This is a genomic window from Bacillus sp. FSL W7-1354 (genome assembly GCF_038002405.1).
GTDB lineage: Bacteria > Bacillota > Bacilli > Bacillales > Bacillaceae > Bacillus > Bacillus paralicheniformis.
In genome coordinates this window covers 1,168,956-1,192,361 of record NZ_JBBOCL010000001.1, presented here as the reverse complement: position 1 = coordinate 1,192,361, position 23,406 = coordinate 1,168,956, and the positions used below count along the sequence as shown (strand labels likewise).

Here is a 23,406-nt window from a genome sequence, read left to right as displayed (position 1 = left end):
TTTGAATAAGGAAGGATGTACAAATTTATGACAGAAAAACAAACCTCTGGCATGACGGTTGTCGCGATCGGGTCGATCCCATTGATTATGACGTTGGGAAATTCGATGCTGATTCCGATTTTGCCGAAGATGAAATCTGAACTCAATTTATCGCAATTTCAAGTCAGCCTTGTCATTACCGTGTTTTCGATTACTGCAGCGCTCTTTATTCCGCTGCTGGGTTACTTGGCGGACCGCTTCTCAAGGAAAGTGGTGATTATTCCGTGCCTGTTCCTTTACGGGGCCGGCGGGATTCTTGCAGGATTTGCATCGACGACCTTTGCGAACGCTTTCCCGTGGGTGCTTTTCGGGAGAGGACTGCAGGGGCTTGGAGCAGCCGGTACAGCGCCGATCGCAATGGCGCTGACAGGAGACCTTTTTAAAGGATCTGAAGAAAGCCGGGTGCTCGGTCTCGTTGAAGCCTCGAACGGCTTCGGAAAAGTGCTGTCTCCGATTTTAGGATCATTGATAGCATTGATCGCTTGGTTTTGGGTGTTTTTTGCATTTCCTGCTTTCTGTATTGCACCGATCATTTTGACTTGGATTTTTATCAAAGAAAAAGACAAGAAAAAAGATCCGCCGCCTCTCGGAAAATATGTGAAAGGGCTGACAAGCGTTTTTAAACATGAGGGCAGATGGCTTTTCACCGCATATCTCGCAGGGGCCGTCTGTTTGTTTACTCTGTTTGGCATCCTCTTTTACTTATCTGATGTTTTGGAAAAAGAATTTCATACAGACGGCGTAAAGAAAGGTCTGATCTTGGCGATCCCTCTGCTTGTCATGTGTACAACATCATATATTACGGGCAGCAAAATCGGACAAAATCAGCAGCTGATGAAAAAAATGATGGTTATCGGGCTCGCTCTGATTACGGTTTCCTACGGCACACTGTCTTTTTTCTCCGCGCTCATTCCTTTTATTTCGATCCTTGTCATCAGCAGCATCGGTACAGGCTTTGTTCTGCCGTGTGTCAACAGCTTCATAACCGGGGCTGTCGGAAAAGAGAGGCGCGGCTTTGTGACATCGCTGTACGGATCGGTCAGATTTTTAGGAGTCGCGATCGGTCCGCCGATTTTCGGGAGGCTGATGGAATGGTCGAAACTCGGCATGTTTATGTCGATTGCGGGCCTGACATTAGTCGTCGGTGTGTTGGTGCTGACGATGATTCATGTCAAAAAGGAAGACACCAAAAAAGGGGAGAAGGGGCTGCAGCCTGCTGACGCAAGATAGGAGGGAAGAGAAAAAATATGCGCATTGAAAAGGTTGACACATTTCCGCTGTTCCACAGGCTTTCCTCCCCTTACGGCGATGCGAACGGATTGAAAAGCTACAGAACGTGCTACCTGATTCGGATCACGACAGCTTCAGGCCTGTCGGGATGGGGAGAATGTGCGGATTGGCTGCCTGCTTTGGATGCGGGCTTTAAAAAACGGATCATTCCTTACTTAATTGGAAAAGAAGCGGGCAATCGCACGGAGCTTGTCACCGTCATCAAAAAGTGGCATCAGCGGGCCGCAGCTGCCGTTAGCATGGCTTTAACGGACATTACGGCGAAAAAAGCAGGCCTTTCGGTATGTGAATTATGGGGAGGAAAACTGAGGGAGCAGATCCCGGTCTATGCCTCATTTCAATCATATTCAGACAGGCCCGATTGGAGCCGCCATTCCCTCCGGCTCGTCGAAAAGGCCGTGCGGTCCGGATTTAAAACCGTCAAGCTGAAAGCGGGAGGCAAGTTGTTTTCCGAAGACTTGGCGCATATTCAGGCGTTCCAGGAGATGACAGGCCAAAACACCCGACTGATACTCGATGCCAACCAGAGTTATGACCAGGCCGCCGCACGGAAGTGGGAAACGTGGTTTTCCGCCTGGGGCAACGTGCTTTGGTTTGAAGAGCCCATGCCGTTTGACGTTCCCGCTGAATACCGGATGCTGCGTTCAGCGCTTTCTGTTCCGGTTGCCGGAGGAGAAAATGTAAAAGGCGCAAAACCGTTTTTGCCGATTTTTCTGGAGAACGCAGTCGATATTGCTCAACCCGATGTTATGCACTGTGACGGCACAGACGATTTTCAAACCGTTCTGAAGCTCGCCAGGCATTTCGGAAAAAGGGTTTCTCCCCACAGCTATGACGGCGGACTTTCAAGAATGTACGCCGTTTTCGGACAAGCCTGTCTGCCGCCTTGGAGCAAAATGGACGGAGAAGATATCGAACCGCTCGAATGGGATGCGATGGACAATCCGTTCACAAAACTCGTGCCCGTCAGCATAAAAGACGGATACATTCAAGTCCCGGACAAAATCGAAATCGATACAGAGCTCGTAGAAGCGTATGGATGGGACGGCTCGTCTTACATGTGAAAGCGCCAACTCGAAAAAATGTGATATTTTTCATTTCCCCTTACATATAGTAGGAAGAGGACAAGTTTCTTTAAAGGGGATTATATCCGTATGGGAAGAAAGCTCAAAATCGTACATGCTATCGTGCTGGGCAGCGTGTTACAGGGTCTCGGCATGGCGCTGTTTTTGTTTCCGAACCATATTCCTTCAGGGGGCGCAGCCGGCATCGCTGTTTTGCTCAATTTTTGGTTTCAGGTTCCGCACGGATTAACCGTCTGGGCTGTCAACTTTTCGCTGCTTTTAACGGCCGTTAAATGGCTTGAACCCGTAACGGTCTTCGGGACGATGGGGGCGATTACCATGACGTCCGTTTCGGTGCAGATCTTCGAATCCTGCATGCCCCTCATGACGACGAACAATATCTGGCTTGATTTATTTTACGGATCCGTCCTTTTGGGGACGGGGGTTGGACTGCTATATAAATACAATATTTCTAACGGCGGTTTTGGCGCCCTGGCTTTAATGATATCGATTTACCGCGGTGGAAAACCGGGAACGGCGCTGTTTATGATGAACGCATTCATCTTCCTTTTGACGGCGTCTGTCATCGCCTGGGGAATCGTTATCCAAGCTCTAATCTGCCAGTGGATTTCTACGAGGATCATCGATGCGATTTATCAGATTCGCTTCCGTCCGTTATTGATGCCTATCGCCAGTTTCCGCAATAAAAAATAGGCCGCTTTTCAAACGACCCTAATCATATAAATAAAATGTATCTGATCGAAGTCCCAGTCTCAGCGTTTCAAGCGGAATGGCATCCTGAAACGGTATATTCGCCAAATTGGCGTCAGGACCGATTTTTTCAATGAAACACGTCTGCAGCTGTTTCGTCGGCGCTTCAAAAATTAAATCCCTTGAAGCGATGCCGGAATGAAGGATCTCCTCAATAAGCTGGGACCGCATTTCTCCATCGCTTTTGCACAGCCCGCTCGTGCCGCTTTCCCTCGTTTCCGTGATCACTTTCTCGGCCCCGGCTTCAAGATCTTCGAGGATGTAATCGATCCATTCGGCTGACTCGAGCTCACTGCTGAGGGCGCTGTCTTTGCTGCCGACTTCGCTGAACACGTGAAACTCTTTCGAAAAATCGGAAATAAAGCTTGCTTTATCTTTATTAGAGAGACGGACCGTTCCGTTTGATATTTCCACATAACGACATCCATATAATTTGCAGTAGCGATAGTAATCTTCAATTTTATCCTGGCTTAAAAACTTCTCAAACAACGTTCCGCCAAAAAAGAATTGAACGTCATTTTGCTTCAGACAATCGATTTTCTCAACCAAATATTTCGTAATTAAAGATGTTCCCCATCCAAATTTCACAAAATCTATATAATCTGCCGCTCCGTGAATCGTATCTTTAAAAAAGTTCAAGGGAACCCCGTTATCAATCAGGATGGTGATCCCTTTTAATCTTGGTTTAAGCTGCCTGTCGGGCAGTATCAGTTCAGATGAAATCATTGATTACCCCTCACAATCTGCTGTATCTTTCATACTTTTAGGTAAATGTCTGTCGGCCATTATTCAGCTGTCACAATAAGAATTCACCTTTTCCCGTTTATCGTTTCTCCCATTCATGTGTTGCCGTTCGGCAAGGAGTGATCTTCGTCCACCTCCCATTAGGCAGCATGTTAGCCTCTCATCTCCTGACTTGCTTCTCAACTAGGTATCTATCCATTTTGTGAAGTCAAAGTAAGTATATTCGCCGTCCTTTCATATGGTTCCTCACTAGTTCTTCACAATGAAAACTGACGTAAAAAGAAGGCCCGCGACAGATACGCGAAGCCCTTACTTAATCTTAGAAAATATATCAGTATATCAAATCCGGATCTCTCACCGCCAGTTTTTATTTTAATGCCGCAAGACAGATGTAATGATTGACTGATATGAATCGGTTTATTTCAATTTGGCGCGCCGGGTCTTTCAGATATTCACAAAATTGCTGAAATCATAACAATTTCCAGATCACATTTAGTTTAAAAAGTGAATAATCTGCCTATATGTTCTTTCAGTTCATGTTTCGTATCAGGGGGGAAGAAAACTAACCTTTAGGACATATTGGGGGAAAATCGATGAACGATGTTTTAACGTATCACACATGGAATGAAAAAGCTTCTGAAGAGGTGATGGATACCTTCAGCGGCGAGATGGACGTTTTGAAATGGGCGTACAGCACGTATCAAAAAATTGTTTATGCCTGCAGTTTCGGCGCGGAAGGAATCGTTTTGATCGACTTGATTTCAAAAGTTGTGAAAGAAGCGGACATCGTGTTTTTAGATACAGGACTGCATTTTCCGGAAACATATGAACTTATCAATGAAGTGAAAGATCGCTATCCCGGTCTGTCGATTCGCTTTTTAAAACCCGGCCTCTCGCTTGAAGAACAGGAAAAACGCTATGGCAGCGAACTTTGGAAACGCCATCCGGACCATTGCTGCCGCCTTCGCAAGATCGAGCCGCTCAGAGAGCATCTGTCAGGGATGGAGGCATGGATGACCGGGCTGAGGCGGGAGCAGTCGGAAACACGGAAACATGTCCGTTATATCAACAAGGACGACAATTTTAAACTGATTAAAATCTGCCCCCTTATTCACTGGACATGGGAAGATGTCTGGACTTACATTAAGCTGAATCAGCTGACGTATCACAAGCTTCATGATCAAGATTATCCGAGCATCGGCTGTGAGGTGTGTACGTCTCCCGTGGCAGACGGCGGCAATTTAAGAGCGGGAAGGTGGGCCCGTCAGGAAAAAACAGAATGCGGGCTGCATCAATTCCGGTAGGAGCTGGGTAAAAGATGACGATTACCATTTTGGCATTCATTATCGCTTTGTTTTTTGCCATGAACATAGGAGCGAGCGGAGCAGCAGCTTCAATGGGAATAGCGTATGGCGCAGGTGCCGTCCGGAAAAGGCAGGCGGCCTTGTGGATCAGCGGAATCGGTGTATTTTTGGGCGCCATGATAGGCGGAGGAGAGGTTGTGAAAACAATCGGTTCAGGCATTATCCCCACGTCTATTCTCAATGTGCATATTGTCGTGATTATCCTCGGAGCATCTGCGATTTCGCTGTTTATTGCAAACATCGCGGGGATTCCCCTTTCAACCAGCGAGGTGACGGTCGGCTCGATTGTCGGGGTCGGCGTCGCATTTCAAGCGGTATTTACCGATAAGCTGTTGGTGATCGTCATGTATTGGCTGATCATTCCGATTGCCGCTTTTTTTCTCGCTTTTTTCATTGGACAATTGCTGAAAAAAGCCGAGAAGAGGCTGCGGTGGCTTAAACAGCAAAAATGGGCGCGGCTGCTCACCGCACTAGTGATTTTAACCGGGTTTTTAGAAGCCTTTTCGGCGGGAATGAACAATGTCGCGAATTCCGTCGGACCTCTCGTTGGAGCAGGCCTCTTGTCAGTCAGCAGCGGAACGTTTCTTGGAGGACTGTTCGTGGCTATCGGAGCCATTTGCCTTGGAAGCAGAGTCATTGAGACGAATGGGAAAAAAATCACCGAGTTTTCGCTTTTGCAAGGGTCATGTGTTTCCGGACTCGGTGCGTCCCTAGTCATCGGCGCTTCGCTATTTGGCATTCCCGTGCCGCAAACCCAGATTACGACTTGCAGCATCATTGGGATTGGCCTTTCTGAAAAGGGAAGGGCAATTTTTCGTAAAAGCGTTATTTTGAAGTTAATGAAAGTATGGGTTGTTTCACCGGTTTTTTCACTTGTCATTTCGTATAGTCTCGTGAAAATCTTTCTCGATTTTGATTTATATTCAGTTGCAGTTGTTTTATGTGTTTTTCTTGCCACTCTTGGATCTGTAAGCCTTATGAAACATGCCAGGCAGAAACAATCAGATGTCCGAAGAAACAGGGATCATGTAAAGTCGATCGTTGGAGGAAGAGGGCGTAAAAGAGAACCTGCCGCATGGAGGGACTTTAGTTAACCGGGCCGCCTGTTTTGGATGATTTGGACTAAGGCCCGGAATCAGCCGGATTTAAAAAAGGCGCTCGTGCAGCTTTATCTGTTTCATTGCCTGATCGTGAGAAGTCATGAGCGGAACGGCACTTCTCAGCCGTATGATCGAAGAAGAGGTTGGCACGACGCCGCTATTTTTTGAAGAATACCAATGGATTGGCAGAAGGCGCGGCGCAGCAGATGGCCCTTTTTCTCAGGAAAAGTATTCCTCTGGTTTAAACTACATCCCGATTGTTAACAATGAAGAGAGAGATTCGGGAGGGAACCTTGATGGAATATGTACACTTGGTAGTCGAACTGACGATAGGGTTTGCAGCTTTATTTCTGATGACGAAAATTCTGGGGAAAACCCAATTTGCCCAAATTACGCCGTTTGATTTTATTTCCGCTTTAATATTGGGGGAAATGGTTGGAAACGCGATTTTCGATCAGGATGTCACCATCTGGAAAGTCCTTTTCGCCATCCTCGTTTGGGCCATTCTAATCTATTCAATAGAAGTTTTATCACAAAAAGTGCAAAACATCAGAGGTTTTCTCGAGGGCAGGCCAAGTATTGTGATCAATAAAGGAAAAATCGATTATAACGCCCTCAAAAAAAATAAATTGGACCTGAACCAGCTGCAGACATTGGCACGTGAAAAAGGCTGTTTTTCCTTAAACGAGATCCAATATGCCATCCTTGAAACAGACGGTTCGCTCAGCGTCCTGCCAAAACACAAATACGGGATGCCGACAAAAGAAGACTTAAACATCCCTTACAAACCGGTTCAGCTCCCGGTGCCGTTAATCCTCGACGGCGAGCTCGAAAAGAACAATCTGCATGAAGCCGGCTTTGACGAGCTTTGGCTGCAAAATCAATTATCAAGTCAAGGTATTACACAGTATCAAGAGGTGCTTTATGCGGAATGGCGCGGCGATGAGGGGCAGCTTTACGTTACAACCTATTGATATTGGCAAGCGCGGGTTCGACAAGCTTCGAGCCCGTGCTTTTCTATTTGCGCTCACACGGCTAAAGGATCGTACTTTTTTACCGGTCCGAAAGGCTGTCAATCTCTAAAAAATTCCGTTAAATCATTCAAACGGCCTTCAAATGGAGGAAAGACAAACGACAAAAGGTGCAATTGAAGCTGAAAAATCTGCTTTCAGCCTCTTTTTCTTTTCCTTTTTTCTTCAAAAATCTCCATTTTTCACATGACCTGCGCTGTCCAATCAAAACACGCAAACTTGACATAAATATCTAAAGTGTTAATATACTAACCGTGTTCGAAAAAATACGAACAGAAATGCGAACAAAGGGAGATGTTAAAGATCTTTAATCAAAAAAACGTAGCTTTTATAGGGGCAGGATCAATGGCAGAGGGAATGATCTCAGGCATCGTTCAATCCAAAAAACTGCCTGCTTCGCAAATCTATGTTACAAACCACACGAACCACCGGCGTTTAGAAGAACTCCAGCAGAAATATGGAATACGAGGCGTCAGAAAAGAAGAACTTGACTATCAGAACATCGATTGCTTCATCTTGGCGATGAAGCCGAAAGATGCAGAGAGTGCTCTTACTTCCATGAAACCGCATATTCAACCCCATCAGCTTATCGTGTCAGTTTTAGCTGGCATATCAATTTCATTTATTGAAAACGAGCTGCACGGCATGCAGCCTGTCATCCGAATCATGCCTAACACCTCAAGTGCAATCGGCGCATCTGCAACCGCCATGGCCGAAGGCAGCCATGTAACAGCCGATCTGTCAAAAACCGCGAAACAACTGCTTCAATGCATGGGAGAAGTCTATTCCATCGAAGAAAGCAAAATGGACATTTTCACCGGCATTGCCGGCAGCGGGCCTGCTTACTTTTATTATTTAATGGAGCACATCGAAAAAGCGGGAGCCGAGGCTGGATTAAGCCAAAAACTAACGAGGGAAATCGGCGCGCAGACATTGTTAGGCGCCGCCAAAATGCTGTTGGAAAGCCCTGAAGATACAGCTGTTCTCAAAGACAACATCACTTCCCCTAACGGTACGACTGCCGCCGGTTTAAAGGCCTTGGAGGAAAGCGGCGGAGGCGAAGCGATCGAACAGGCGGTCAAACAAGCCGCAAAACGATCCAAAACCATCAGTCTCGAACTTGAACAATTAGTCGCAGCAAAGTAAGCACCCGTAACGAAGAAAAATACTACAGGAGTGATAAAATGACCTCTAATCAACAGAGGGTAGTTGTCAAAGTGGGAAGCAGTTCTTTAACAAGTCTTCACGGCGAAATCAGCAGCAAAAAGCTCGAAAAGCTCGTTGAGCAGATCGTCCGCCTCAAAGATGAAGGGCACGAAGTCCTCCTCGTTTCATCTGGCGCTGTGGCGGCCGGATACCGGAAACTTGGCTTCATTAACAGGCCGGATACATTGCCTGAAAAACAAGCATCCGCATCTGTCGGCCAGGGCTTACTAATCGAAGCGTATTCCAAGCTCTTTTTATCCCATGGCTATATCGCTTCACAAATATTAATCACAAAAAGCGATTTTTCAGATGAAAAACGGTACAACAATGTGAGAAATACGATGAATGTTCTGTTGAAACGCGGCATTATTCCGATCATCAACGAAAATGACACAGTTACCGTCAACCGGCTCAAATTCGGAGACAATGATACGCTTTCTGCTAAAGTGGCGGGTCTGATCGACGCTAACCTGCTGACCATCCTCTCTGATATAGACGGCCTTTATGACGCGAATCCGCGAAAAACGCCGGACGCCGCACTCGTCCGGGAAGTAAATGAAATCACGCCGGAGATAGAAGCTTCAGCAGGGGATGCCGGAAGCGAAGTCGGAACAGGCGGCATGAAGTCGAAACTGGACGCTTTTAAAATTACAATGGCTTCAGGCATCAAAGGATTTTTAGGGCGTGCAGACACCTCCGGTCTGTTGCAAGAAGCAATCAGCGGGACTGCGAGGGGAACGTATTTTATTCCGAATGACGATTCACACACACTCAACCATAAAAAGCAATGGATAGCATTTAACTCTGGACCTGAAGGAGACATCATCGTCCACAACGAAAGCAAAGAGTTTATTATCGACCGTAAAAAAAGCCTGTATCCTTCTAGTATTTACGAAATTAACGGCCGTTTCAGCAACGGTTCCGTCGTTCGAATCCTTGATCAGGAAGGAGAGGAAATCGGCCTCGGCGTCGTCAACTTTTCCTCATCCCAGCTTCGTAAATGGAAGAAGGATACGAATCAGGAAACAGCCGCTTCCTCACAGGCTGTCGTTGACAGAGAAGCGTTTGTCTGTCATTTAGAGCTATCCGTTCCGCTTTAAAAAACAAATCAAAGGAGGAATTGACATGACGGCGACAAGCGAGAACACCAGGGCACAAATCGAAGAAAAAGCGATAAAGGCAAAAACAGCCGCAAAATCTTTGCGGCTGACAACTGAAAAAGACAAGAACGAGGCGCTTGCTACACTGGCCGAACACCTGAAACAAAACATGAGCTATATTCTCACTGAAAATGCCAAAGATATTGAAGCGGGACGAAAAAAAGGCTATGATACAGCCTACATCGACCGCCTGTCGCTCAATGAAGACAGGGTACTGGATTTTGCCAATGGACTGCTGGAAGTCGCGGAACTGGATGATCCGGTCGGAGAAACGCTATCAAGCTGGACGCTCGACAACGGGCTAAAGGCGGAAAAAGTCAGCGTTCCTCTCGGCGTCATCGGCATGATCTATGAAGCGCGTCCGAATGTGACTGTCGATGCGACCGGGCTCGCTCTAAAATCGGGCAATGCGATCGTTTTGAAAGGCGGCTCTTCCGCCATTCATTCGAATACAGCGATCGTATCGGTCATGCACCAAGCGCTGGAAACGACAGACATTCCCCGCGATGCTGTTCAATTTATCGAAAGCACGGACCGAAGCGCCACGAAGCAGCTCTTCAAGATGAAAGAGCATATCGATGTACTCATCCCCCGGGGAGGCGGTGCCCTCATTCAGGAAGTCGTTGAGAACGCAACCGTTCCCGTTCTTGAGACGGGAGTCGGCAACTGTCACATCTATATCGACCGGGAAGCAGACCCTGAAAAAGCAATCAATGTCATGATCAATGCGAAAACAGACCGCCCCGCCGTCTGCAATGCGCTTGAAACGCTGATTGTTCACGAAAAATGGCTTGAGGAAAACAGTGCAGCGCTTATCAATGCTTTAAACGAACACGGTATTCAAGTTTACGGAGACGAAAAGGCGGTTCAATGGATTCAAGACGCGATACCAGCGGGGGAAGCCGATTGGCAGAACGAATATTTAAGCCTTGATCTCGCGGTTAAAGTCGCAGCAAGTCTTGAAGAAGCCTGCGATCATATCGAAACATACGGAACAAAGCATTCAGAAGCGATTATCACCGAAAATCCGAAAACAGCCAAGGCTTTTCTGAATACCGTTGATGCGGCAGCACTGTATCACAATGCCTCAACCCGGTTCACCGACGGCGGTGCACTCGGCTTCGGCGCGGAAATCGGGATTTCTACACAGAAGCTTCACGCCCGCGGACCTATGGGTCTGAAAGAATTGACCACATGCAAATATATCATGGGAGGCGACGGCCATATCAGAAGATAAATAAAAAAGCCTGCATTGAAACTGCACCTCAATTGTCACCTGACAATCTTGAGGTGCAGTTTTTTCTTACGGCTGCATCCGCCGTATCACGGAAAACATACGGCGTAGTGGTTTTTCTTTAAGCATCCTTTAAAATCCTTCCTTTACATCCTTTCAATCCAATTACATAATGATCTATGATATAGGATTCAGAAGGAGAGTGTACGTTATGCAACCCTCAACCGGAAAAACCTGCGTTCCGACCGGTGTGGATCTTAAAAACACCGGTTTTGGATATACGTTGTCATTGATAAGCGGCAAATATAAAATAATCATTCTATATTGGCTGTCTGAACGCGAAGTGATGCGGCATAATGAGCTGAAGCGAAGCATCGGCACCATTTCCTTCAAAACGCTGAGCATCATGTTAAAAGAGCTGGAGGCAGACGGCCTTATTATACGCAAGGAATTTCCCCAAATTCCCCCAAAGGTGGAGTATTCATTATCTGAACGCGGACGTTCTCTCTTACCTTTGTTCAATATGATGTGTGAGTGGGGAGAGAAAAACAGGCTGGGCTGACAGCCTGTTTCAACCGGAATGATTTCCGGCAAAACTTAAAGATTGTCAATAAAACGCAAATAATCCCGGGCGCTTTTCTCCAATTCTCCCGCTCCCGGCCCGGTCGCTTCTTCCTCATTTCCGCCGGGCTCATTTTCCTTGCCGTAAAACGCAAAAAATGAACGATAGTCTGCATGACAATATCGGAATGTCGTTTCAAATGGAACTAATATTTGTTCAAGCGTATAGCGGTACCTTCCGTTTTCACCATAATCTTCTTCTTTAATTCCGGCGGATACACCTAATGCCACTTTACGATTTTTTAATCGATCACCTCCATTTGAACCATAAGCCCATCCGTAAGCCAATACATCATCAAGCCATTTTTTAAGAAGAGGCGGACAGTTAAACCAATAGATAGGGAATTGAAAAACAAGATTGCCGTGCGCTTCCACCAATTTTTGTTCTTTTTCCGCGTCAATGTTTCCATCCGGATATACGTCGGACAATTCGTGAACCGTATACTTTTCCGGATATTTTTTGAGCTCCTCTACCCAGCGCTTATTGATAACTGATGTTTCTAAACTTGGATGTGCAACGATAATCAGTGTTTTCAAAAATTTTCCTCCTTCGGCATGTTTTCATCTTGATTATAAAGTTCACACTGCGAATTTGTAAGTATGCACTTTTGGTTCAGGTACTTACGTAAAGGTAAGTATCAGTTGTCATCAAACGGTCCGATTTTGCCTGTCCAAAATCCTCTGGCATGAAAAATGCACTTTTTTAATATAATGTTACAAAGCTCTGCTGCCTAAGGAATTTGACGATCCAAAAAGGGGGTCACTTTATGAATTTTGAACTAACCAGAGAACAGCAAATGGTTCGCGAACTCGCCAGAGATTTTGCGAAACAGGAAATTGCACCGCATGCCGAACATGTTGACAGGACGGGAGATTTTCCGGTTGAGACATTTAAAAAAATGGGGGAGCTCGGCCTCTTGGGGATTCCGTTTCCGGAATGCTACGGCGGGTCAGGCGGGGATACGATTTCCTATGCGCTTAGCGTCGAAGAAATCGGCAAAGCGTGCGGGAGCACCGGTCTAAGCTATGCTGCGGCTGTATCGCTCGGGGCTGCACCGATTTATTATTTCGGCACCGAAGAACAAAAACAAGAATATCTCGTGCCGCTTGCGACGGGCCGGGCGCTCGGAGCGTTCGGGCTGACCGAACCGAATGCAGGATCAGATGCGGGCGGCACCCGGACAAAAGCCCGCTCGGAAGGGGACAGCTATGTGATCAGCGGGGAGAAATGCTGGATCACCAATGCCGGATATGCCCGGACCGTCATCGTCACCGCCGTCACCGGAAAAGATGACAACAGAAAAAACATCATCTCCGCCATCATCGTTCCGACAGATTCGGAAGGCTTCACCATTAATAGCGAATATGACAAAATGGGTGTCCGCGGCTCCAATACATCGCAGCTCATCTTGGACAATGTCCGCGTTCCAAAACAAAATCTGTTGGGAAGCCCGGAAAAAGGGTTTAAACAGTTTCTCAATACACTTGACGGGGGCAGAATTTCGATCGCCGCGCTGGCCGTCGGTATCGCTCAAGGCGCATTTGAGGCCGCGCTTGCATACGCACACGAACGAAAACAATTCGGCCGGCCCATCTCCTATTTCCAGGCGATTCAGTTCAAGCTTGCCGACATGGCCATGGAAATTGAGCTTGCCCGCAATATGGTGCTGAAGGCCGCCTGGCTGAAAGATCAAGGCCGGCCGTTTACAAAGGAAGCGGCTTTCGCCAAGCTTTATGCCTCAGAGATGGCGTTCAGGACATGTAATCAGTCCATTCAAATACACGGAGGATACGGGTATATGAAAGAGTACGGAGTCGAGCGGATGCTGCGGGATGCCAAATTAATGGAAATCGGTGAAGGAACTTCAGAAATTCAACGGCTCGTCATCGCAAGGCAGCTCGGCATAGGAAAACAAGCGGCAAAATGAAAACGCTTTCCGGGAGAAGGGAGGGACAACGTTGGCAGAGCTGCTCCATTTGACTATCGGAAAATTGTTGGAGAAAACCGCGGCAAACGCACCTGATCACGAGGCTGTCGTCTATCCGGATCGCCGTCTCCGTTATACGTACCGGCAATTTGACCAGTTGTGCAGAAAAGTCGCAAAAGGACTGGTGGCGCTCGGTATTGAAAAAGGTGAACATGTCGCAATTTGGGCTTCCAATACTCCGGAATGGCTTACCGCCCAGTTTGCCTCGGCAAAAACGGGCGCGGTGCTTGTCACAGTCAACACGAACTATCAATTATCAGAGCTTGAATATGTGCTGAAACAGTCAGATGCCACAACACTCATTTTAATGGAATCATACCGGGGCACTTCTTACATTGATATCCTTTACAAACTGATTCCTGAATTGAAGGAGTCGGAACCGGGTAAGCTCGCATCTGAAAGACTGCCTTTCTTAAAAAATATTATTTTGATGGGAGATAAAAGGCATCCCGGCATGTACCTTTGGGATGACATATTAAAGCTCTCCGGTTCGGTAAGCGAAAAAGCGCTTGATCACAGGATGGAACGACTCAAAGAGCATGATGTCATCAATATGCAATATACATCAGGTACGACAGGCTTTCCAAAAGGCGTGATGCTCACTCATTCCAATTTGGCAAACAACGCGGCAAATATTGCGGAATGCATGAATTTATCGAGAAAAGACAGAATGTGCATCCCCGTACCCTTTTTTCACTGCTTTGGATGCGTGCTGGGAACTCTCGCTTGCGTCACCGCCGGTGCGACGATGGTGCCGGTGCAAGAATTCAATCCAAAAGAAGTGCTTTCCGCTGTCGAAACGGAAAAATGCACGGCGCTTCACGGTGTACCGACCATGTTCATTGCCGAACTGAATGATCAAGATTTTGCATCATATGACTTGTCTTCTTTAAGAACGGGTATCATGGCCGGTTCAAACTGTCCAATTGAAGTTATGAAAAAAGTGATCAATAACATGGGGATGTCTGAAATAACGATTGCATACGGACAGACAGAAGCATCACCGGTCATTACCCAGACGAGGGTCAACGATTCGCTCAAAAGAAGGGTCGAAACCGTAGGGCGCGCCTTGCCGAATGTTGAAGTCAAAATAACTGAACCGGGCACAAATCAGGAGGTTGCAAGAGGCGTTCAAGGCGAGCTGTGCACACGCGGCTACCATGTCATGAAAGGCTATTACAAAAATTCTGAGGACACGGCAGCGGTGATTGATGAGGACGGATTTTTGCATACAGGTGATTTAGCCGTAATGGATGAAGAAGGCTACTGCCGGATTACCGGGAGATTAAAAGACATGATCATCCGAGGCGGAGAGAACATATACCCGCGGGAAATAGAAGAGTTTTTATACAAGCATCCCAACATTCTCGACGTCCAAATTGTCGGTGTGCCTGACGAAACATTCGGTGAAGAGGTCTCGGCCTGGATCAAACTGAAAAGCGGAGCATCCATGACAGCTGACGAATTAAAAGAATACTGCAAAGATAAAATCGCCCGATATAAGATTCCGCGCTATATCGCATTTGTCGAAGAGTTTCCGATGACGGCATCAGGAAAAGTGCAGAAATTTAAATTAAGGGAGCAAGCGCTTGAACATTTTCAATTGTAATTTTCTCTTGCAAGTGCGACGAACTAAAATGAGGGACTCTTTTGTTTAACGGATCATCCGTACATGTAAACGGATGCCGTGTAGCCTAAAGCTTTTGAAAGTGAAGCAAAACTGTATCTTAATTCGTTAAGGTACAGTTTTTTTATGAGCTTTTTCAAAAACACGTGAGATGATATTTTTTACGAATAAATAATGACAATTTATTTCCATTTCTGCTCAGAGTGCGTTGAATTCCAGCTCTGTTTTTTGAATAAAATGGTATAAACATCGTGATATTTTCTCTGCTTTAGAGCTTTTCTTATGTTATGAGCAGTAAAGACAAGAATTTTGCAGATGAGATAAAATAACCATTTTCTAAAAAATTATTGAATTTATTGTAAACATTGTTGTATTTTATCGAATTTGTATTACAATGATTCTCATACGTATGATTTAGCCATATATTGTCATATAACCTGTAATTATTTTACTTTTTTATTCTCTTATATTTGAAATGGAGGGGTTCCATTGAACACAACCTACACTTTGACCCATGCTCAAAGGAGAGTATGGTTTACCGAGCTGCTCGATCCGGGTACAAGTATCTGCAATCTTGCAGCCTGTGTCAAATTCAGGGGCGCTATTGACCTTGATGTGCTGCGGCGGGCTTTGGACTTTTCAGTTTCCCGGCATGATTCACTTCATTTTCAGCTGACAGAAGGGAAAGGGGAAGAGCCTGATCTTTATCTCGCTGAATATCGCCCGCTTTCCATAGAGACCATTGATTTGACAAAGGCCGGCAAGTCCGAACGGAATAAGTGGATTGACGATCAGACTTCGATTCCGTTTAAGCTGTTTCATTCACCGCTTTATCAATTCACCCTGCTGGCGATTTCGAGCGAAGAAGTTTGGCTCTATGCAAAATTCCATCATATCATAATGGACGGTATTTCTCTTAATCTGCTAGGCAATCAACTGATTGAGATGTATCAAAAAATGATTCGGAATGAACCCTTACCTCAACATCATGAACCTTCCTATCTCACCTATATCGAAAAAGAGAAGCAATACTTGCAATCTTCCCGGTTTGAAAAAGACCGCTTATTTTGGACAAACACCTACCACACCATTCCAGAACATTTCCCACTAACAGAAAAAGCCTTGCCTCAACAACAAAGCACCGCCGCTTTAAGAGAAACCCTGACTCTTTCACATCCCTTGGCAGAATCAATCCGACACTTTTGCGAAAAGCATCAAATCAGCATTCTTTCTCTGTTTATGGCTTCGTTTTACATATGCATCAGCAGAATGACATCCAGCAAGGATATTGTGATTGGAACCTATTACGGAAACCGCGCCTCCAGGCTGGAAAAAGACATGCTCGGTATGTTTGTGAGCACACTGCCAATCAGAATGGAAGTTGATCCGGATTGTGATGTTCTTTCATTTGTCACAAGCATCGGGAAAGAACAGCTTTCAGTCATGCGTCATCAAAAATATCCCTACAATCTGCTGATGAACGAATTAAGGCATCAGCATGGTGATCTGCAAAATTTAATCGTCACTTCCATACAGTATCAGCCGCTTCAATGGCAACAAGCAGATGGCTTTGAATATGAAACGGCCATGTATTTCAGCGGGCGCACTGCAAATCAGCTGTCTGTTTCAATTAAAGAGCGCCTTGATACCGGTATCATACAGTTAAATTTTGATTATCAAACCGCTATGTTTACTGAACATGACATCAAACGGATTCAATCCCATCTTTTAACCGTTTTGGAGAAGGCGCTTGAGAAGCCGGACCAGCCGATTAAAAACATCGATATGGTAGAGTCCAACGAAAAGGAACGGATTTTGTCTGCTTTTAACCAAACAGATTCCGTCAAACCTTTGGCGCCGACGCTACATGGTTTTTTCACCCGCCGCGCGGCGCTGTCGCCGAGCTTGCCGGCGCTTCGTTTTTCCGGCGGTATCTTAACGTACGGAGAGCTTGATCAGTATACCAATCAACTTGCTGTCCGGTTGAAGAAAAAAGGCGTCGCCAAAGAAAGTGTGGTCGGCGTGCTCGCCGACCGTTCACCGGAGATGGTGATCGCGGTGCTGGCTGTTTTGAAAGCCGGCGGCGCTTACGTGCCGCTTGATCCAGACTATCCTGAAGAACGGCTCAGATATATGCTCGCTGACAGTGGCGCCCGGCTTCTCGTCACAGGGCCGGGTTTGTCCGTCTCCGGATTTTCCGGGGAAACGCTTGAAGTCAACCTGTCATCACTTCGAACGGAACCAGCGGAGAACGAACCGGTTTGCGCTCATACGGATGGCGGCTCACTCGCCTATGTCATCTATACATCCGGTTCAACCGGGACACCGAAGGGCGTCGCGGTTGAGCACCGACAGGCTGCCGCCTTTTTGTCCGGGATGCAGCGCCAGTTCCCATTAACTGAAGATGATGTCATCGTGCTCAAGTCATCGTTTTCATTTGATGCTTCGATCTGGCAGTTGTTTTGGTGGATGATTCCCGGCGCCTCCATGTATTTGCTTCCGCAGGGCTGGGAGAAGGATCCCGCTTTGATGACAGAAGCCTTCACAAACGAAGGAGTGACGACGGCGCATTTTATCCCGGCGATGGCCAACAGCTTTTTAGACCAGGTCGAGATGGAAACAGAGGAGAAAAGGACAAGCCTTGCGAAAACCTTGAAACACGTATTCGCCGGAGGTGAAGCGCTCGCTCCCCAGACAGCCGCCCGATTTGCCCGGTCTTTGCCGGAGACTGCGGTCATTCACGGCTACGGGCCGACAGAAGCTACGGTGGATGCCGCATTTTATCGGTACGACCATGAAAAAGACAGGGAACGGATGCGGCTTCCGATCGGAAAACCTGTACCGGGAGCCCGTCTTTATATTTTAGACAGTGAGAAAGCTGTCCAGCCCATAGGGGTGGCCGGAGAACTGTATATCGCAGGCGCGGGCGTCGCAAGGGGCTACTTGAACCGTCCGGAGCTGACAGAAGAACGGTTTCTCGATGACCCCTTTTATTCAGGGGAACGCATGTATCAAACGGGCGATCTGGCGAGATGGCTCCCGGACGGCACCGTTGAATGGCTGGGCCGCATGGACGGTCAAGTGAAAATCCGCGGCTACCGGATCGAACCGGGGGAAGTCGAATCGGCACTTCGCCAGATCGACGGCGTGCGGGAAGCGGCGGTTATCGCCCGGACAGAAGGGGAGGAAACCGAGCTTTGCGCCTATATTGAAGGTCAGGATCAAAAGACCGCAAGGACAGAACTGGGCAAACGCCTGCCGGCCTATATGATGCCTTCATCATTCATCGAGATGCGTGAGTGGCCTGTCACCCCGAGCGGCAAGCTTGACCGCAAGGCGCTGCCCGCTCCCGACGGAGCGGCTGAACGACGCGTTTACACCGCGCCGCGAACCATCACGGAAATGAAGCTCGCCAAGCTTTGGGAAGAGGTGCTGAAATACGGCCCTGCCGGCATTCGCGACCACTTTTTCGAACAAGGCGGCCACTCGCTGAAAGCGACAGCGCTCGTCTCCCGCATCGTCAAAGCGTTTGGCGTGCAAGTGCCGCTGAAGGAGATTTTCGCCAAGCCGACACTGGAAGAGCTCGCCGCCGTGATTCAGGAATTGGATGAAAGCCCGCATGCGGCGATTGAACCGGCAGAAAAACAGGACACCTACCCGGTGTCCTCGGCGCAAAAGCGGATGTATGTCCTTCAGCAGCTGGAAGACGGCGGTGTCGGCTACAATATGCCGGCGGCGCTTAAGCTGACAGGTCCGCTCGACCGCGCCCGGCTTGATGAAGTATTCAGGCAGCTGATCCGCCGCCACGAATCGCTCAGGACGTCGTTTGAAACCGGGGCAGACGGCGAGCCTGTCCAGCGCATCCATGATGATGTCCCGTTTCAGCTGATGGAGTTGGCGGCGGCTGAAGACTTTGTCCGTCCGTTCCGGCTTCAAGAAGCGCCGCTTTTCCGCGCCGCTCTTGTGAAGGAAGCAGAGGAGAGGCACCTGTTGTTGGTGGACATGCATCACATCATTTCCGACGGGGTGTCTGTCGGCACTTTAATCCACGAATTCAGCGAGCTGTACGCCAGCCGGACGCTTGCCCCGCTGCGGATTCAATATAAAGACTACGCCGTCTGGCAACAGGCATTCAAACAAGGGGAGGCGTACAACAGACAGGAAGCCTATTGGCTGAAGCAGCTCGACGGAGAGCTGCCGGTGCTTGAGCTTCCGGCCGACAACGCCCGCCCGGCGGTACGAAGCTTTGCGGGTGATACAGTGTCCCGCACGCTTGATGCGAAAACAACAGCCGGCCTTTACAAGATCGCCCGCGACAACGGCTGCACCCTGTATATGGTTCTTCTCGCCGCGTACAGCACGCTTCTTGCCCGGCTCAGCGGACAGGAGGATATCATCATCGGTTCGCCGATCGCCGGAAGGCCGCACAAAGACTTAGAACCTGTCATCGGCATGTTTGTCAACACATTGGCGATCAGAACGCATCCGGCCGAAAACAAATGTTTCAGCAATTTCTTAAGAGAGGTCCGCGAAACGGCGCTTGAGGCATTTGAACATCAGGATTATCCGTTTGAGGAGCTTGTCGACAGGCTTGATGTCGTCCGTGATATGAGCCGCAATCCGTTGTTTGACGCCATGTTTATTTTGCAAAACATGGAACAGCACGATATGCAATTAGCCGGCCTTCAAGTCAATCGCGTTCAAACATTTGCCCATCAAGTATCTATTTTTGACCTTACATTGACCGCTTGCGAATCTAACGGGAATATCCGTCTCGACATGGAATTCAGCACCGATCTTTTCTTAAAAACAACCATCGAGCGCTGGATGAAACATTTGCTTGTACTTTTGCGCCATATCGTCCATCAGCCCGAGACAGATCTTGCACGCTTCAATCTTCTGAACGATGAAGATCAATACCAAATTCTTGTTGAATTTAATCACAAACACCTTCAACTTCCAGAACGAACAGCAGTGTTTCACGAACTGTTTGAAGAAACAACAGCGAATAATCCTCAGCAAATCGCAGTCATTGAGGGCTCGAAACAGATCAGCTATCACCAATTGAATGGTCGCGCCAATCGACTGGCGCGGACGCTTCAAACAGCCGGAATCGGTCCTGGAAAACGAGTTGCGATTTTGGCCAATCGTTCGATTGAAGCCATCATAGGTGTTTTGGCCGTGCTGAAAGCGGGAGGAGCGTATATCCCGATAGATTCCCATTATCCAGAAGAAAGAATTCGGTTTTTATTAAAAGACAGCGAAGCATCTGCGCTGCTGGCCCAGGCTGAATATATAGATATCGCTTCACTTTTGACAGATGGCAGTATGCCTTGCATCCATCTTGACCATGAACATAATGGCCTGCACGAGGAAAATATAGTTTCAACAGCAACTCCAAAAGATACTGCCTATGTCATCTATACTTCGGGAACAACAGGAGCGCCAAAAGGAGTTGAAGTCAGACATCGCAATTTCACACATGCAGCGCTTGCTTGGCGAAGCATCTATGAGCTTGACCGCACACCGGCGAGAGTGCTGCAAATGGCCAGTTTCTCGTTTGATGTCTTTTCAGGAGACATAGCCCGGGCATTCTTAAACGGGGGAACGCTTGTGATTTGCCCGGATGATGTCCGAATTGAGCCCGAACTGTTATGTAAGCTGATGAATCAACAGCAGATTACATTAATGGAATCGACACCAGCCCTGGTTGTTCCCTTTATGGAATATGTTTACCGGCGGAAATATCGATTACCGAGCCTAAAGGTGCTGATTCTGGGCTCAGATATTGTCAGTGCACAGGATTTTTACACATTAAATGAACGATTCGGAAAAGAGATGCGGATCATCAACAGCTACGGTGTAACAGAGGCGACCATTGATTCAAGCTATTATGAAATCACGATGAGTAAAGAGCGCTATCACGATTTTGTACCGATCGGCATTCCGCTCCCAAATGTACAAATGTATGTTCTCAACAAGAACAAACAAGTTCAGCCCATCGGCGTCCCGGGAGAACTTTTTATTGGGGGGGAAGGCGTGGCCAAAGGCTATTGGCGAAAAGCTGAATTGACAAAAGCCAAATTCAGCGATCCTTTAGCGCAAGGTCGGCCGCTGTATCAAACCGGAGATCAGGCCTGCTGGCTTCCTGACGGCACCCTCCGTCTTTATGGGCGTCTTGATCAACAAGTCAAAATAAAGGGCTACAGAATTGAGCTCGAAGAAATAGAAAATGCGCTTTTGAAGAACGAGCATGTCAAAGAAGCGGCAGTCGCCATTCAAAAAGATATTGAAGGGAAAACCTATTTGGCGGCTTACGTCGTTCCTAAAGAAGCAGACATCATCGATCTGCGTTTAGATTTGGCAAAAAGGCTTCCGGCTTACATGATTCCAGCTCATTTTGTCGGTTTAGAGAAAATGCCGCTTACATTTAACGGCAAATTGAATAAAGACGCTTTGCCTGCTGCACATGTTCAGCCCCTGGAAACTTACCATGCCCCGCAAAATGAAAAACAAGCATTGCTATGCCGGATTTGGGAGGATGTGCTCCATGTACGGCAAGCAGGCATCACCGACTCTTTCTTTCAGCTGGGGGGAGACTCCATAAAAGCGCTGCAAGTGTCGGCTCGTCTTGCCGCTGAAGGATGGGATATGACGATTCGGGATTTATTTCAATTTCCGACCATTGAAGAACTGGCGAGTCACCTGACTCCGACCGTATCAATTGCCGATCAGGGACCTGTTGAAGGGAATGCCAGTCTAACACCTGTACAGCAAAGGTTTTTTGCCTATCCTGGCGCCTTTGAACATCATTACAATCAAGCAGTCATGCTCACAAGTGAAAAAAGATTGGACGAGGCTGCACTGCGCCGGGCCGTATCCGCTTTAATCAAGCATCATGACGCCTTGCGGATGATGTTTAAAAAAGACGATAACGGACGCATCCTTCAATATAATCGCGGAATCAGTCAAACGGATGAGGATGGATTCAGCTTTAAGACCATAGACCTCGCCGATGAGACGCAGATTGCCGAACGCATAGAAGCGGAGGAAAAACGAATACAGCGGGCAATGCGTTTGGACGAAGGACTCCTTTGTCACATTGGATTGTTCAGATTGCGGGATGCAGACCATCTGCTGATCGCCATTCATCATCTGATTGTGGATGGTGTGTCATGGAGAATTTTGCTTGAAGATTTACAAACAGCTTATCAGCAAGCTTTAGCAGACAGAAAAATTAAATTGCCGCAGAAAAGCGATTCTTACGTAACATATGCAAACAGGCTGCATCCATTGTCAACAAGCAACGAACTGCTTGAGGAAGCGGCATATTGGGAGCATGCGATATCTTTTGAAACGACCGCATTACCAAAAGACGGTCACAGGAATGCGGACAGGCTGCAAAAAACGGCACTCACCGCTTCGCGCTTGTTAAGCGTGAAACTGACAAACCAGCTGCTGTTTCAGACAAAACAGGCATACGGCACAGAGGTGAATGAACTGATGCTGGCGGCCTTGGGAATGGCGCTTGCCGATTGGACGAAACGTGAGCATTTCCTTGTCAGTGTTGAGGGACATGGCAGGGAAGGACATGTTCCGGACATTGATATTTCCAGAACTGTAGGATGGTTCACCTCGATATATCCGGTTCTTCTGGACATGAGTGCACCGGACAATTCAAGCGAAAAAACCGCTTGCCGTATAAAAAACGTGAAAGACATGATGAGACGCGTGCCGAACCAAGGAACCGGATACGGGCTTTTGCAATCGTCTGGACGTATTCAGCACCGTGAACCTGAAATCTGCTTTAACTATCTCGGACAGTTCGACGGTCTCGAAGGAATGATGCGGATGTCTCCTTATCAGCCGCGCCACAACATTGCAGAAGAGCGGCCGAGAGAATTTGATTTGGACATCAATGCCATGGTCGTCAATCAGCGGCTTGATATTCAAACTGTCTATACCGACGTCTTTTCCAGGCGTACGATTGAAACATTTATGGATGGCTTCCATGACCGCCTTTGTGAGGTCATTGAGCATTGTTCCGCCAAGAAAAAACGAGAAAAAACATTGAGCGATTACAGCAATAAACAATTGACTTCCGCTTCATTCGAAAGTATTGCCAATCTCGTAAAAGAACTTTAATTTCGCCGGAAAGGTGTGTGGC

The 23,406-nt window shown here is 47.4% G+C and carries 15 protein-coding genes; 13 read left to right on the top strand and 2 right to left on the bottom strand.

What is annotated here, in order from left to right:
* The first annotated feature begins 27 nt into the window (after nucleotides 1-27).
* The 3 genes from MKZ04_RS06040 (at nucleotide 28) to MKZ04_RS06030 (ending at nucleotide 3,107) form a co-directional block, all read left to right on the top strand.
* Nucleotides 28-1,269, top strand: coding sequence for an MFS transporter (locus tag MKZ04_RS06040; protein WP_020451716.1), 1,242 nt, complete (start codon nucleotides 28-30; stop codon nucleotides 1,267-1,269).
* A 17-nt stretch (nucleotides 1,270-1,286) separates the two neighbouring features.
* Entirely contained in the window at nucleotides 1,287-2,393 is a 1,107-nt protein-coding gene (locus MKZ04_RS06035) for a mandelate racemase/muconate lactonizing enzyme family protein (RefSeq protein WP_341045529.1), read from the top strand.
* A 90-nt stretch (nucleotides 2,394-2,483) separates the two neighbouring features.
* Nucleotides 2,484-3,107 (top strand): YitT family protein, encoded by a 624-nt coding sequence (locus MKZ04_RS06030; protein ID WP_020451714.1) that lies wholly within the window; start codon nucleotides 2,484-2,486, stop codon nucleotides 3,105-3,107.
* An 18-nt stretch (nucleotides 3,108-3,125) separates the two neighbouring features.
* Here the strand turns inward: MKZ04_RS06030 and MKZ04_RS06025 are convergent, their stop codons facing one another.
* Nucleotides 3,126-3,890, bottom strand: coding sequence for a phosphosulfolactate synthase (locus MKZ04_RS06025; RefSeq protein WP_020451713.1), 765 nt, complete (start codon nucleotides 3,888-3,890; stop codon nucleotides 3,126-3,128).
* Nucleotides 3,891-4,501: 611 nt separating this feature from the next.
* On the opposite strand from MKZ04_RS06025, the gene MKZ04_RS06020 reads away from it, so the two are divergent.
* From MKZ04_RS06020 to MKZ04_RS05990, 7 genes are all read left to right on the top strand, one after another.
* Nucleotides 4,502-5,212, top strand: coding sequence for a phosphoadenylyl-sulfate reductase (locus tag MKZ04_RS06020; protein ID WP_020451712.1), 711 nt, complete (start codon nucleotides 4,502-4,504; stop codon nucleotides 5,210-5,212).
* Nucleotides 5,213-5,226: 14 nt separating this feature from the next.
* Nucleotides 5,227-6,366 carry an inorganic phosphate transporter gene (locus MKZ04_RS06015; protein ID WP_023855744.1) on the top strand — a complete coding sequence of 380 codons (1,140 nt, stop codon included), beginning with the start codon at nucleotides 5,227-5,229 and terminating at the stop codon, nucleotides 6,364-6,366.
* 302 nt (nucleotides 6,367-6,668) lie between these two features.
* Nucleotides 6,669-7,346 carry a DUF421 domain-containing protein gene (locus tag MKZ04_RS06010; RefSeq protein ID WP_020451710.1) on the top strand — a complete coding sequence of 226 codons (678 nt, stop codon included), beginning with the start codon at nucleotides 6,669-6,671 and terminating at the stop codon, nucleotides 7,344-7,346.
* A gap of 351 nt (nucleotides 7,347-7,697) precedes the next feature.
* The gene (proC, locus tag MKZ04_RS06005; RefSeq protein ID WP_075213795.1) at nucleotides 7,698-8,549 is read left to right on the top strand and encodes a pyrroline-5-carboxylate reductase; all 852 of its coding nucleotides are present in this window, start codon (nucleotides 7,698-7,700) and stop codon (nucleotides 8,547-8,549) included.
* 38 nt (nucleotides 8,550-8,587) lie between these two features.
* Entirely contained in the window at nucleotides 8,588-9,709 is a 1,122-nt protein-coding gene (proB, locus tag MKZ04_RS06000) for a glutamate 5-kinase (RefSeq protein ID WP_020451708.1), read from the top strand.
* A 25-nt stretch (nucleotides 9,710-9,734) separates the two neighbouring features.
* Nucleotides 9,735-11,006, top strand: coding sequence for a glutamate-5-semialdehyde dehydrogenase (locus MKZ04_RS05995; RefSeq protein WP_065643896.1), 1,272 nt, complete (start codon nucleotides 9,735-9,737; stop codon nucleotides 11,004-11,006).
* A 208-nt stretch (nucleotides 11,007-11,214) separates the two neighbouring features.
* Nucleotides 11,215-11,565: a winged helix-turn-helix transcriptional regulator gene (locus MKZ04_RS05990; RefSeq protein ID WP_065643897.1), complete on the top strand. Its 351-nt coding sequence runs from the start codon at nucleotides 11,215-11,217 to the stop codon at nucleotides 11,563-11,565.
* 35 nt (nucleotides 11,566-11,600) lie between these two features.
* On the opposite strand, the gene MKZ04_RS05985 is transcribed toward MKZ04_RS05990, so the two are convergent.
* The gene (locus MKZ04_RS05985) at nucleotides 11,601-12,161 is read right to left on the bottom strand and encodes an NAD(P)H-dependent oxidoreductase (RefSeq protein ID WP_020451705.1); all 561 of its coding nucleotides are present in this window, start codon (nucleotides 12,159-12,161) and stop codon (nucleotides 11,601-11,603) included.
* A 230-nt stretch (nucleotides 12,162-12,391) separates the two neighbouring features.
* On the opposite strand from MKZ04_RS05985, the gene MKZ04_RS05980 reads away from it, so the two are divergent.
* The 3 genes from MKZ04_RS05980 (at nucleotide 12,392) to MKZ04_RS05970 (ending at nucleotide 23,384) form a co-directional block, all read left to right on the top strand.
* Nucleotides 12,392-13,552 (top strand): acyl-CoA dehydrogenase family protein, encoded by a 1,161-nt coding sequence (locus MKZ04_RS05980; protein WP_341045524.1) that lies wholly within the window; start codon nucleotides 12,392-12,394, stop codon nucleotides 13,550-13,552.
* Between the two features lie 31 nt (nucleotides 13,553-13,583).
* Nucleotides 13,584-15,221 (top strand): AMP-binding protein, encoded by a 1,638-nt coding sequence (locus tag MKZ04_RS05975; protein WP_075213102.1) that lies wholly within the window; start codon nucleotides 13,584-13,586, stop codon nucleotides 15,219-15,221.
* Between the two features lie 507 nt (nucleotides 15,222-15,728).
* Complete coding sequence (locus tag MKZ04_RS05970; protein ID WP_341045522.1) at nucleotides 15,729-23,384, top strand: amino acid adenylation domain-containing protein; 7,656 nt, start codon at nucleotides 15,729-15,731, stop codon at nucleotides 23,382-23,384.
* The last annotated feature ends 22 nt before the right edge of the window (nucleotides 23,385-23,406 follow it).